We start from the raw sequence: 13,927 nt of genomic DNA, 5'->3' as shown, positions 1-13,927 counted from the left end.
GTTTATTGAGGCGTGATGTTCCTGCCTTTCCGGCCCGGCCAGAAAGGCATTCGCTATTTTTGCCCCATGCCTTTGCTCCATTACCTCGACCAAGGCCAGGGCCCGCCCTTGGTTATCCTCCACGGCCTGTTCGGCACCCTCGACAACTGGCAGACCCTGGCGCGACGCTGGGCCACCGAAGCCGGCCTGCGCGTCATCAGCGTCGATTTGCGCAACCACGGCCGCTCGTTTCACAGCCCCGAGCATACCTACGCCCTTATGGCTCAGGATGTACTGGCCCTCTTCGACCACCTGCAACTGGGCCCGGAAACCACCCTGATGGGCCACAGCATGGGCGGCAAAGTGGCCATGCGCCTCGCCCTCGACCACCCCGAGCGCCTGGCCCGGCTCATTATTATAGATATTGCCCCGCGCTTCTCCAATATGGAGCATCAGGACAATATTCTGGCGGGCCTGCGCGCGGTGAACCTGGCCACCCTCACCAATCGGCAGGAAGCCGATGCCGCCCTTGCCCAATACATTGACAACGTGGGCACCCGGCAGTTCCTGCTGAAAAACCTGTACCGGCAGGAGGATAACAGCTTCGCCTGGCGCATCAACCTGCCGGTCCTGGCCGAGGACCTGGCCGCCGTTGGCGAAGCCACCACCAGCGCCACTCCGTTTCTGAAACCAACCTTATTCATCCGGGGCGGCCTGTCGGACTACATCACGGCCGATGACAAGTTGACCGGCATTCCGGCACTGTTTCCTAACTCGGAAGTAGCCACGATGGTCGACGCCGGCCACTGGGTGCACGCCGAAAAGCCCGAGGAAGTATTTGGACTGGTGCAGGCTTTTGTGCAGCAGTAAGGCGGCGTTCCTGCTTGGTTCAATCGCCCCGCACGATATAAGAAAGCGCGGCTATTTTTCAGATATAATACGCTTATTTTCTGCATATTACTCAGATAATTTACTTTATTTTTTTGGCTTTAGTTTCTGGCTGATGCCTGACCAAATCACCGGCAAGGCCTGCAGTTACGAAGAATATTTGACTATACAAAACGGACCCAGTCTATAAAATAATTTATAAATAAAATTGAAATATTTATTTTGTGATAAAACAACAATTATCATAATAAAAAATATTCATTATACAAAATATTGAAATCGGTTTTAAAACTTAAATTTTAACGAAATTTCATAAAATTGCTCAAAAAATTAAAAACAACGCAGCCCAAACAGTAGTTATTTTAATATGATTAAACCAACAATAAATAATAAGGTGACGTCATAAAAATAAATCTCGCTTAGGATTGAGCTGGATTAAAGAAATAATATTGTGCCCTTCTACGGAAGGATTCATATTCATTCTTTTTTCAACCCTTTTTTCAATTCCTGAATGAGAACTCAACTACCTCTTGGATTTCTGTTGAGGCTTGCATCCGTTGGGGTGATTATGTCGATTCCCATGTTGGGCCACGCCCAGACAGGAATTGGCACACGCACCCCCGACCCATCAGCCGCGCTCGATATATCGAGCAGCAATCGGGGCCTGCTCATCCCACGAGTGGCCCTAAAATCAGCTACCGACAACACCACGGTAGAAAACCCGGCCACCGGGCTCATGATTTTCAACACCAGCCCTGATTTGCTTGGCGGGCCGGGGCTTTACTACAATGCCGGGGGAGCCACGGGCGCCAAAGGAAGCAGCCCAACCAGCTGGGTTCGGGTTGTGACCACCGGAGCGCCCGTCGGGGTGGATTCCTGGAGTACCGTCGGAGTGGTTAAGATTCCCCAAACAGGTAGTACCCCAAATACGATAGGCAACAACAGTTCGTCATCGGCCCAGGCAGCCTACATTCTTAATCAAACTTCCGTACAGAACACCGCAGATTTTAATATCTCAGGAAACGGTACCCTTGGCAGCAATTTGCAGGTTGGCGGCAGTGCCACGGTTGGTTCGCTAGGACGAGGAACTGGAACGACCAGCAAAATAATATCCAACGCTGTGGGCAAGCTAATCGCCCAGCCGCTCGATGTACTGAGTGTAAGCGGACAACAGCTTACTATTGGCAATGGCGTAATAAACAGCACGGTAACGCTACCAACCACGACCATATCCGTTGGCTCAACCGCGACCGGAGCACCTGGCACGAATGCGTCTGTTGTCAATAGCGGAACCGCCACGGCCGCCGTTCTCAGATTTACAATTCCGGCCGGAGCAGCCGGAGCAACCGGGGTCCAAGGGGCCACGGGCCTGACCGGGGCCACCGGCTCGCAGGGCCCGATTGGCCTGACCGGCGCCCAAGGCCCAGTTGGTGCAATCGGCGCCCAAGGCGCAGCTGGCGCAGCTGGTCCTCAGGGGGCAGTTGGCTTAACCGGGGCCGCTGGCGCGGCTGGCGCGCAAGGCACAACAGGCTTAACCGGTGCCACTGGCGCGCAAGGCCCGATTGGCCTGACTGGCGCCCAGGGCCCAACCGGCCTGAATGGCGCGCAGGGCCCAAGTGGCTCAACAGGTGCTACCGGCGCACAAGGCCCGATTGGCTTGACCGGCGCGCAAGGCCCAACGGGCCTGACCGGGGCCACCGGCTCGCAGGGCCCGATTGGTTTGACCGGCGCGCAAGGGCCGATTGGCCTGACCGGGGCGCAAGGCCCCACCGGCGCTACTGGCGCCCGGGGCCTGACCGGCAGCACCGGCGCACAAGGCCCGATTGGCTTGACCGGCGCGCAAGGCCCAACGGGCCTGACCGGGGCCACCGGCTCGCAGGGCCCGATTGGTTTGACCGGCGCGCAAGGGCCGATTGGCCTGACCGGGGCGCAAGGCCCCACCGGCGCTACTGGCGCCCGGGGCCTGACCGGCAGCACCGGCGCACAAGGCCCGATTGGCTTGACCGGCGCGCAAGGCCCAACGGGCCTGACCGGGGCCACCGGCTCGCAGGGCCCGATTGGTTTGACCGGCGCGCAAGGGCCGATTGGCCTGACCGGGGCGCAAGGCCCCACCGGCGCTACTGGCGCCCGGGGCCTGACCGGCAGCACCGGCGCACAAGGCCCGATTGGCTTGACCGGCGCGCAAGGCCCAACGGGCCTGACCGGGGCCACCGGCTCGCAGGGCCCGATTGGTTTGACCGGCGCGCAAGGGCCGATTGGCCTGACCGGGGCGCAAGGCCCCACCGGCGCTACTGGCGCCCGGGGCCTGACCGGCAGCACCGGCGCACAAGGCCCGATTGGCTTGACCGGCGCGCAAGGCCCAACGGGCCTGACCGGGGCCACCGGCTCGCAGGGCCCGATTGGTTTGACCGGCGCGCAAGGGCCGATTGGCCTGACCGGGGCGCAAGGCCCCACCGGCGCTACTGGCGCCCGGGGCCTGACCGGCAGCACCGGCGCACAAGGCCCGATTGGCTTGACCGGCGCGCAAGGCCCAACGGGCCTGACCGGGGCCACCGGCTCGCAGGGCCCGATTGGTTTGACCGGCGCACAAGGCGCTACTGGCTCAACTGGCCCAATAGGGTTGACCGGCGCCAGTGGCGCCAAAGGCGACACCGGTGCAGCTGGGCCGATGGGCCCGATAGGCTTGACCGGTGCCACCGGGGTGAAAGGCGACACGGGTGCCACTGGCCTTGCGGGCACCAATGGCACTAATGGTGCCGTTGGTGCCACCGGGCCGATGGGCCCGAAAGGCGACACGGGCGCTAACGGTGCAGTTGGTGCAACTGGTCCGATGGGCGCTACCGGTGCCACCGGCGCGGCTGGCACCAACGGCACCAACGGCACCAACGGCGTTGACGGTGCGGTTGGCGCTACCGGTGCCACCGGCGCGGCGGGCACCACCGGCACCAACGGCCCCAACGGCGTGGACGGTGCAGTTGGCGCTACGGGCGCGGCTGGTCCGATGGGCGCTACCGGTGCCACCGGCGCGGCTGGCACCAACGGCACCAACGGCACCAACGGCGTTGACGGTGCGGTTGGCGCTACCGGTGCCACCGGCGCGGCTGGCACCAACGGCGTTGACGGTGCGGTTGGCGCTACCGGCGCGGCTGGCACCAACGGCACCAACGGCGTTGACGGTGCGGTTGGCGCTACCGGCGCGGCTGGGCCGATGGGCGCTACCGGTGCCCCCGGCGCGGCTGGCACCAACGGCACCACCGGCACCAACGGCGTTGACGGTGCGGTGGGCGCTACCGGCGCGGCTGGTCCGTTGGGCGCTACCGGTGCCACCGGCGCGGCTGGCACCAACGGCACCAACGGCACCAACGGCGTTGACGGTGCGGTTGGCGCTACCGGCGCGGCTGGCACCAACGGCGTTGACGGCGCCAAAGGCGACACCGGTGCGGCTGGCGCCGATGGCGTTGACGGAGCAACTGGTGCCACAGGCGCAACCGGCGACCAAGGTTTCAAAGGTGACAAGGGCGATACCGGCCTGACCGGTGCTCAGGGCGACCAGGGCGAGAAGGGCGATAAAGGCGACACGGGTGCCACGGGCCCCCAGGGCGGCCAAGGCATTCAGGGCATAGCGGGCGACGTTGGCGCAACTGGCGCAACCGGAGCCGCCGGTGCAACTGGCAGCCAAGGCATTCAGGGGACCAAGGGCGATATCGGCCTCACCGGTGACAAGGGCGATAAAGGCGACACGGGTGCCACGGGCCCCCAGGGCGGCCAAGGCATTCAGGGCATAGCGGGCGACGTTGGCGCAACTGGCGCAACCGGAGCCGCCGGTGCAACTGGCAGCCAAGGCATTCAGGGGACCAAGGGCGATATCGGCCTCACCGGTGACAAGGGCGATAAAGGCGACACGGGTGCCACGGGCCCCCAGGGCGGCCAAGGCATTCAGGGCATAGCGGGCGACGTTGGCGCAACTGGCGCAACCGGAGCCGCCGGTGCAACTGGCAGCCAAGGCATTCAGGGGACCAAGGGCGATATCGGCCTCACCGGTGACAAGGGCGATAAAGGCGACACGGGTGCCACGGGCCCCCAGGGCGGCCAAGGCATTCAGGGCATAGCGGGCGACGTTGGCGCAACTGGCGCAACCGGAGCCACTGGGCCACAAGGCATTCAGGGACTTAAAGGGGACCAGGGCGACAAGGGGGACACCGGCGCCATCGGATTGACCGGTGCTGCCGGCGCACAAGGCAACCAGGGCATTCAAGGCATTACGGGTGATATTGGCGCCACGGGGTCAGTTGGCGCTACAGGTCCTCAGGGCGCCCAAGGCCTCCAAGGGGCCCAAGGCCCTCAAGGCGACCAAGGTGAGAAGGGCAACCAAGGCGATATCGGAAACACCGGTGCGCAGGGCATTGCCGGGCCTCAAGGCATTCAGGGCATTCAGGGCGACATTGGCGCCACGGGGGCCACGGGCGCTACCGGACCACAGGGCAGCCAGGGCATCCAAGGTGACCAAGGTGACACCGGCGATACCGGCCCCCAGGGCCTTCAAGGTATTCAGGGCATCAAGGGAGACATTGGCGCGACCGGCCCTCAGGGAGCCAATGGATTGGATGGCTCCAATGGAGCAGTCGGTGCAACTGGTCCGATGGGCTTGACCGGCTTAACTGGTGCTAATGGTGCTGATGGCGCCGTGGGCGCTACCGGTCCAGCAGGTGCTAAAGGTGACACCGGCGTAGCTGGTGCCAATGGCGTTGACGGTGCGGTTGGCGCTACTGGCCCAATGGGTGCCACCGGCACCAAAGGCGACACGGGTGCCACTGGCCTCGCGGGCAGCAACGGCACCAATGGTGCTGACGGCGCAGTTGGCGCCACCGGGCCGATGGGCTTGACGGGTGCCACCGGCCCTAAGGGCGACACCGGCACTGCTGGTGCCACCGGAGCCACCGGCGCGGCTGGGGCCAACGGCACCAACGGCACCAACGGAATTGACGGCTCAGTTGGCGCCACCGGCGCCATGGGTCCTAAAGGTGACACAGGCATTGACGGCGCCACGGGTGCCACCGGTCCAATGGGTGCCACCGGCGCGAAAGGCGACACTGGCGCGGCTGGGGCCGCGGGCACTGACGGAGCAGTTGGTGCCACCGGCGCCACTGGCGCCACTGGTCCAATGGGGCCGATGGGTGCCACTGGCGTTAAAGGAGACACGGGCGCAACCGGCACCACCGGTGCTGACGGCGCGCAAGGTCCTACTGGCCTGACCGGCGCAACTGGGGCTACTGGCGCAACCGGCACGGCCGGTCCCCAAGGCCTTCAGGGTGCCACTGGGGCTACGGGTGACCAAGGTATTCAAGGCGTAGCCGGTGCTGCTGGTCCAATTGGACCTCAGGGCGCAACCGGCGCGGCTGGCGCCGCTGGGGCCAAGGGCGACCAAGGTATTCAGGGGATAAAGGGCGATACCGGCGCATCTGGCGCGAACGGGGTAGCGGCCACAATAGCAGTAGGCAGCACCACCACGGGCGCTGCCGGTTCGCAGGCCTCGGTGACTAACACCGGTACTGCTTCGGCGGCTGTGTTTGCTTTTGCTGTTCCAGCTGGTGCTACTGGCCCGCAAGGCCCAATTGGCGCAACTCCTGTTTTGAGCATAGGCACCACAACGACTGGACCTGCTGCCGTAAGCATCAACAATACGAATGCGGCCGCTCCCGTCCTGAGCTTTACCGTTCCTCAGGGCGCGACTGGTGCTACCGGTGCTACCGGCGCAGCCGGTGCAACTGGCACTACCGGTGCAGTTGGCGCTACTGGCCCAGCCGGACCAGTGGCCGTCACCGTCAATGCCACAAAATATGATGGCGGTCCATCTACCGGTGGCTCACTTGACTTAACGACTGCCATCGGGGCCGGCAATTATGTAGAGTTGAATCCCTCCTCGACCAATAAGGTAAATTATGTTTTGACTACCGGTAGCGGTACTACCGGGCGGTTGATTTACCTGCATAATTATAGTGCCGTTGCTGGGGCTACTATTTACCTGAATTCTACAGCCGGTATCACTGCCACTATCGGTATTGGCCTGACGCGCTTGTTCATCTTCGACGGAAGCTCTTGGTTTGCCCTTTAATCAGCACGTCATGACTCAGTCCTCTAAAATTCTTGAACTCCCCAAGGTCGCGCTTGCCTTGCTGCTGGTGTGCGGTGCTGCGGCACCACACACCAGCCAGGGCCAGGGCCTCTACAACGGGGCCGGCGGCCTCGTCGCCATCACTGACTCGGTGCGCTACGTGCGTGGCGATGTGGAGAACGCCGGCGAGCTCGACCTGACCACCGCAGCTGGTAGCTTATCCAACCGGCTCTTTATCGACGAAGGCAACCTGCTGAACACCGCCACCGGCAAGTGGGTGGCCAGCAAAAGCACGGTCGTGCTGATGGGCATGGCCCCCCACCTGCTCAGCATGAACGGCGCTTCGCTCTACACCCTGCGCCTCGACAACCCGGCCGGCACCACGCTCGGCTCGGATGCCACGGTAGCGGCGAGCCTGCGCCTGGCCGCCGGCAACCTGCTCACCACGCCGGCCTACAGCCTGCACCTGGGGCCCGATGCCACCGTGCGGGGCGCGGGCCCGGCCGGGGCCGAAGATGGCAGCCATTACGTGCAGGGCAGCCTCGTGCAAGCGAAAGCCGTGCACGGTACCGAAGCCGTCAGCTTTGGCAACATGGGCGTGGTGCTGAACCCGAACGGCCAGAGCCTGACCGTGACCGTGGACCGGCGCAGCGGCCTGCACCAGGTAAATTACTCGTACGGGCAAAGCCCGGAGTTCGCGGGCCGGCACGGCATCGACCGCATCTGGCAGCTGAGCACGGCCGCCGGGCAGAAGCCGACCGGAAACGTGGCCATTTCGCTGGCCTGGCTGGCGGCCAATGACTACGGCCTGGACTTTGGCAGCAACCTGGCCCAGGTGTGGCAGTCTACCACCCAGGGCCAGAGCTGGACCAAAGTAGGCGAGCCGCAAAGTGCCGGGGGCCGCGCCGTAACCGTGGCTACTACCGAGCTTAATGCCTGGTACACGGTGAGCCTGAGCAGCACCAAGGCCACCGGCCCCCTTGCCCAAACGCTGTTTGCCGGTACTGCCCGCCGGGCCGACGCCGTGCTGACCTGGTCGACGGCCACGAAGCCCGGCAATGGCTGGTACGTTATCGAGCGGTCGGTGGACCAGCAGCAGTGGCGGGAAATCAGCCGGCAGCCCATCGCCGACCAGCGGTGGTCGCCGGCCGCTTCCACCGCCGTTGATAAGGATGCCGGCGACCTTGCCTCCACGCTTTATTACCGGCTCCGGCAGCTCGATATCAATGGCAACAGCCAGTTTAGCAAAGTGATAACGATGGCCTTTACCGGGCCGGCGGTATTCAAGCTAGAGGCGTATCCGGTGCCGCTGCAGGAATACCTGACCCTCGACCTCGTGACGACCGAAACGGGCCTGGTGCAGATTGAGCTGTACGACATCGCCGGGCGCCTCATGATTAGCCGGAAGGAAACCGTTTCGGCGGGCGCGAGCCGGTTTCAGCTTGACGTTCGTGACCTGGCCAGTGGCGTGTACTCCCTGCGAGCCCGCCAAGGCGACCGGTACTTTACCCGCATGCTGAAAAGAGACTGATAGCTCCTGCGCAGCCAGCCGGCTGGCCCACCCAGGCTTATTGCTCCGCTTCCATTTTGGGAGCGGAGCTTTTTTTTGAGCCAGCGCGGCCGCTGGCTTATCCCGCATCCGGGCTCGCGGCACGGTCCCTGAACCGGTCAGGCCACTATTTTTTTTATGTCAATTCCAGCTCGGAAACGCCACTTAACAAAAATTAACAGTTGGCTTAGACAACGATTTATAGAAAAATACATCTTTGTGCATGTCTGGCCTAGGAGACGAAATTCTTTCTCATTTCTTTTCTGTGAAGCATCATGCAATTCAATGCAATTCCCCTGTGGGGCGGGCTGTGCCTGCTCTTCAGCGCCGGAGCGGCCACGGCTCAGGCCCCAGCTAATACATTTGCAGCCAGCACCAACCACTCCGCCTGTATTCGTCCCGATGGCAGCCTTTGGACCTGGGGCATGAACCTGCAAGGCCAGTTGGGCAATGGCACCACCACCGGCAGCCCGGCACCTGTGCAGGTGCTGCCGGACGCGCCGGACACGCACTGGGCCCAGGTGGCCGCCGGAATATCCCACACCCTGGCCATTACCACCGATGGCCGCCTCTACGCCTGGGGCTGCAACCACGAGGGCCAATTGGGCGATGGCACCACTACTTCCCACGAAAGCCCGGTAGCCATTGAGGTGCCCGGCACGGCGCACACCAGCTGGAAACAGGTAGCTGCCGGCTCGTCGCACTCCCTCGCCCTCACGGCCGATGGCCGGCTCTACACCTGGGGAATCAACACCAATGGCCAGCTGGGCAACGGCCTGGCCCGCGACTGCACCACTCCTATAGAAGTACCGCTGCCGGCCAGCGCCGCTACCACCACCTGGGCCCAGGTGGCGGCCGGCAACGACCACACGCTGGCCCTCACAGCCGACGGCCGCTTGTTTGCCTGGGGCGGCAACCTGCACGGCCAGCTGGGCAATGGCACCAACAATTCTACCCCGCAGCCGGTGGCCGTGGCATTGCCGCGAGGGCGGGGCGGCGCGCACTGGGCCCAGGTGGCGGCCGGCCGCTACCACACCCTGGCCGTGACCACCGACGGCCGCCTGTATACCTGGGGCTCCAATCGGTTCGGCCAGCTGGGCGAAACCCGCGATACGGGCCACAACGCGCCCGAGATGCTCGCCATGCCCGCCCGCCTGGCTCATATGGCCTGGGCGCAGGTGGCTGCCGGCGATGCCCATTCGCTGGCCCTGAGCGCCGACGGCCAGTTGGCGGCCTGGGGTAATAACTGCGCCGGCCAGCTGGGCAACGGCACTACTACTGCGCGGTTTCGCCCGGTGGCCGTGGCCCGGCCTCAAGCTTCGGCGGCCTGGACCGGCATTGCGAGCGGCGGCTTTCACACCCTGGCCCTCACCAAGGATGGCCAGCTATGCACCTGGGGCTGCAATTGTTTCGGGCAGCTGGGCAACGGCACCACCACCAACCACAACCGCCCGCAAAACCCGGAAACGCCAACCAGCTCGCGGGTGCAGCCCAATGCAGCGGACGGCCTCAGCCTGGCACCTACCGGTAGGGTAAGTTTACCGCACAAATCCCGGTATTAACGGCCTGGGCGCATGGCGCGGACTTGCCCACCCCAGGCAAACGGGCGGCTGGCCGCCAGGCATTATTTTCAACGGACCGTCCGGGGCAGGGCGGCCCGTTTTTTTGTGCGCTTCAGCGTATCTTTTTCCGAAGAACCAACCCGTAGAGCCGCCCACCGAGAAAAAGCCAAAGCTCCGCAGCCACTGGCTACGCCGTTCCTTTGTGCATCAATCGCAATGCCCATGCCCGGAACCCTGTACCTCATCCCCACCCCCCTCGCCGACGACACGGCCCCGCAGGTGCTGCCGCCACAGGTGGTGGCCGCCGTGGCCGCCCTCCCCTATTTCCTGGTGGAGAATGCCCGAACGGCCCGGCGCTTCGTGAAAAGCGTGGCCCCGTCCCGCGTGATTGAGGATATCCGCTTCACCGTCATCGACAAAGACAGCTCCGACGCGGAAGTGCGAGCGGCTTTGGTGCCGCTGGTGAAAGAGAGCATCGACGGCGGCATTCTCAGCGAGGCGGGCTGCCCGGGCATTGCCGACCCCGGCGCGGCACTGGTGCGCGAGGCTCACCGACAGGGCATCAAAGTAGTGCCGCTGGTGGGGCCGTCCTCCCTCCTGCTGGCGCTCATGGCCTCGGGGCTGAACGGGCAGCAGTTTGCGTTTCACGGGTACCTGCCCATTGAGAAAGCCCCCCGCATTGCCGCCATCAAACAGCTGGAAAAAGAGGCCTATCAACGGCAGCAGTCGCAATTGTTCATCGAGACGCCGTACCGCAACGGGGCGCTGTTTGCCGATTTGGTGGCGCACCTGCAGCCCGGCACCCGCCTGTGCGTGGCCGCCGATGTGACCGGTTCGGGCGAGTTCATCAAGACGCTGGCGGTATCGGACTGGCGCCGCCTGCCCGCCCCGGAGCTGCACAAGATTCCGACGGTATTCGTACTGGGCACCTGACCCAGCACGAAACTTTAGGCCTTGGCGAAATGCAGCGCAGTTGAAGGCATTGCCTCGGATTCGGGCGCCATGGGCAGCACCGTTTCGCCGTGCTGGCTCATGTCGAGGCCGTCGGCTTCGTGCACGGCATTCACCCGAATGGGAATGAGCAGGTTGGTGAGCTTGTAGAGCAGGAACGAGCCACCGAAAGTAAATACCGAGATGAAGGCCAGCGCCCCGAGATGGTGCAGCAGCAGCGTCCAGGAGCCGGTGGTGGCCAGGCCGCCTTCCTTGGCAAAAATGGCCGTCAGAATCATGCCCACGATGCCGCCCACGCCGTGGCAGGGGAATACGTCGAGGGTATCGTCCAGGGTGGTGCGGTTTTTCAGGTCGACCGCGCCGGCGCTGATGGCCGCGGAGATGACGCCGATAAACAGGGCCGGGCCGTAGCTCACGTAGCCCGCCGCCGGCGTGATGGCCACCAGCCCGACTACTGCGCCGATGGCTGCGCCGGCCGCCGAGGGCCGCTGCCCGCGCACGGCCTCAATCAGCATCCAGGTGAGCATGGCGGCGGCCGAGGCCAGGTGCGTGGTCATGAAGGCCTGCACGGCTACCGCATTGGCCGCCAGGGCCGAACCGGCGTTGAAGCCGAACCAGCCGAACCACAGCAGGCCCATGCCGATGAGAATGAACGGCACGTTGGGCGGCACGTGGGTGTGGCCTTCCTTGTGCACGTTGCGGCGGCCCAGGGCCAGCGCGCCGGCCAGCGCCGCGAAACCCGCCGAGATGTGCACCACCGTGCCGCCCGCGAAATCGAGCACGCCCCACTTCAGCAGGAAACCGTCGGGGTGCCAGGTCCAGTGGGCCAGCGGGCAATAGATGAGCAGGCTAAACAGGCTCATAAACAGCAGGTAGCCCCAGAACCGAATCCGCTCGGCGAAAGCGCCGCTGATGAGGGCCGGCGTGATGATGGCGAACTTCAGCTGGAAGGCGGCGAAGAGTACCAGCGGCAGGTTGGGGGCAATGCGCGGGTGCGGGGCCGTGCCCACGTGGTTGAACATGAAGAAGGTGAGCGGATTGCCGATGAGGCCGTGGATGCTGTCGCCGAAAGCCAGCGAAAAGCCCACCACGTACCACAGTATCGAAATCACGCCCAGGGCAATGAAGCTTTGCAGCATCGTGGAAATCACGTTGCGCTTGCTCACCATGCCGCCGTAGAAGAAGGCCAGGCCGGGGGTCATCAGCAGCACGAGGCCGGAGGCAGACAGCATCCAGGCAATATCGGCGGGCTCGAAGGCTTTGGGTTGGGCGTCGGGGTGGTCCTGCGGCAGGAAAGCGGCGAGGCAGGCCAGTAATAACATCAGGCCCAGAAAGGCAGTGGCTAAATATTGCTTACGATTCATAGTGGGGTAAATTTAAGGCTGGTTTGCGAAATTAATCAACAAATTCCAGCAAACCCCTCTATTAAATCGGGCCTTCTCATTCTGACTCTATATAATTTATCCATCCCGCCCATTCTTGCCAACACCACCCTAAACTCAGAATTCAATAACGAAGGCTGTGCGCCCGGCCTCATTCGTGGCCAGCCGGAACCGGAAGCCGTGGGCCAGCAGAATGTCGCGCACCAGCGTGAGGCCGATGCCCTGCCCGTCGCGCTTGGTGCTGAAGAAAGGCGTGAATAGCTGTTGGCTGACGGCGGGCGTGAGGCCGGGGCCGTCGTTTTCGATTACGAGGGTGGGCGGCTGGGCCGTGGTGCGCACCCAAATGTTGCCATCGTGCCCAATGGCTTCGAGGGCATTTTTGGTGACATTGAGCAGGGCCTGCTCCAGCTGCTGGGCATCAAAGGCAGCTACCAGAGGTATCGGGGGCAGCTCCAGGTGCCATTTCACCCCGCGCTCCTCGCTCTGGGGCTGGAGCAGCCGGCAGATGCCGCGCAGCAGGGCGTGCAAATCCGTGGGCTGGGGCGTGGGCGGCGGCAGCCGGACGAGGTGGGCGAAGTTGGCAATGAAATTGGCCAGCTGGGTATTGCGGGCAATGCTCACGTCGAGGGCCTGGGTGTAATCGGGCTGGTCGGCGGGCGTGAGCTGGGGGGCGTAGTGCTGGAAGCTGTGCAGAATGGAGTTGATGGCCCCAATGGAGTTGTTGATTTCGTGCGACATCATCCGAATCAGCTTGCCGTAGGCCTCTTTTTCCTGCTTCATCAGTTCCTGCGTCAGCTCTTCGAGCAGGATGAAGCGGCGGGTGAAGCCCCGGTCCAGGAAGGGCGTGGCGTGGGCCCGGTAGGTTTGCAGGCCGGAGAGGCGCAGGGCTTGTGGCTGGCCCTCCACGAGGCCGGCCAGGGCCGGGCCCCAGGCCGCGGGCAGTTGGGCCGGGGTTTGGCCCAGCAGCGCGGCGGCCGGTTGGGCCAGCATGCGCTCGGCTGCGGCGTTCACGCCTTCGATGCGGCCGTCGAAATTGAGGATGAGGATGCCGGCGGGCGAGGCTTGGATGAGGCGTTCGAGCAGGAAGCTTTTCTCGTGCTGGCTCACCCGCTCGCGGCGCAGGGCGTCAATCATCTCGTTGTAGACGTGGATGAGCTGGTCCATTTCCCGCTGGCCCACGGGCACGAATTTCATGCTGAAATCCTTGGCCTGGATGGCCGCCGTGCCCGCCGCGATGAGCTGGAACGGCCGCACGAAACCCCGGTACAGCTGCACGGCAATGGCACTGCTGATGAGCAGGAGGATTTCGCTCCCAAAGAACAACGGCAGATTGGTGGTGCGCAGCTGCCACGCCAGCGCAATGAGCACGGCGTGGATAATGGTGACGAAAAGCAGGTACTGGAGGCGGAGGGACATGCTATTGATGGCGCAGGGCTGTGCCCCGTGCCGGCTATTTGTGGGCCTCTGGCCCGCAATTGTTGAACAACTGGCGTTGAATGGCGAC

At 63.7% G+C, this 13,927-nt stretch carries 7 protein-coding genes; 5 read left to right on the top strand and 2 right to left on the bottom strand.

What is annotated here, in order from left to right:
• Window positions 1-66 precede the first annotated feature (66 nt).
• From J4G38_RS02180 to J4G38_RS02160, 5 genes are all read left to right on the top strand, one after another.
• Window positions 67-849, top strand: coding sequence for an alpha/beta fold hydrolase (locus tag J4G38_RS02180; protein WP_210518132.1), 783 nt, complete (start codon window positions 67-69; stop codon window positions 847-849).
• 1,675 nt (window positions 850-2,524) lie between these two features.
• On the top strand, window positions 2,525-6,979 hold the full coding sequence (locus J4G38_RS28855) for a collagen-like protein (RefSeq protein ID WP_317198167.1): 4,455 nt from the start codon (window positions 2,525-2,527) through the stop codon (window positions 6,977-6,979).
• 10 nt (window positions 6,980-6,989) lie between these two features.
• A complete protein-coding gene (locus tag J4G38_RS02170; RefSeq protein WP_210514818.1) occupies window positions 6,990-8,510 on the top strand; it encodes a T9SS type A sorting domain-containing protein in 1,521 nt (506 codons plus the stop codon).
• A 293-nt stretch (window positions 8,511-8,803) separates the two neighbouring features.
• A complete protein-coding gene (locus J4G38_RS02165; protein ID WP_210514815.1) occupies window positions 8,804-10,090 on the top strand; it encodes an RCC1 domain-containing protein in 1,287 nt (428 codons plus the stop codon).
• A 222-nt stretch (window positions 10,091-10,312) separates the two neighbouring features.
• On the top strand, window positions 10,313-11,023 hold the full coding sequence (locus J4G38_RS02160; RefSeq protein WP_210514812.1) for an SAM-dependent methyltransferase: 711 nt from the start codon (window positions 10,313-10,315) through the stop codon (window positions 11,021-11,023).
• A 14-nt stretch (window positions 11,024-11,037) separates the two neighbouring features.
• Here J4G38_RS02160 and J4G38_RS02155 read toward each other — a convergent pair whose 3' ends face one another.
• Window positions 11,038-12,405, bottom strand: coding sequence for an ammonium transporter (locus J4G38_RS02155; protein ID WP_226163064.1), 1,368 nt, complete (start codon window positions 12,403-12,405; stop codon window positions 11,038-11,040).
• Between the two features lie 135 nt (window positions 12,406-12,540).
• The gene (locus J4G38_RS02150) at window positions 12,541-13,839 is read right to left on the bottom strand and encodes a sensor histidine kinase (RefSeq protein WP_210514809.1); all 1,299 of its coding nucleotides are present in this window, start codon (window positions 13,837-13,839) and stop codon (window positions 12,541-12,543) included.
• Window positions 13,840-13,927 lie beyond the last annotated feature (88 nt).

The organism is Hymenobacter terricola, assembly GCF_017921975.2.
Taxonomy (GTDB): Bacteria; Bacteroidota; Bacteroidia; order Cytophagales; family Hymenobacteraceae; genus Hymenobacter; species Hymenobacter terricola.
This window is presented reverse-complemented; position numbering and strand designations above follow the sequence as displayed.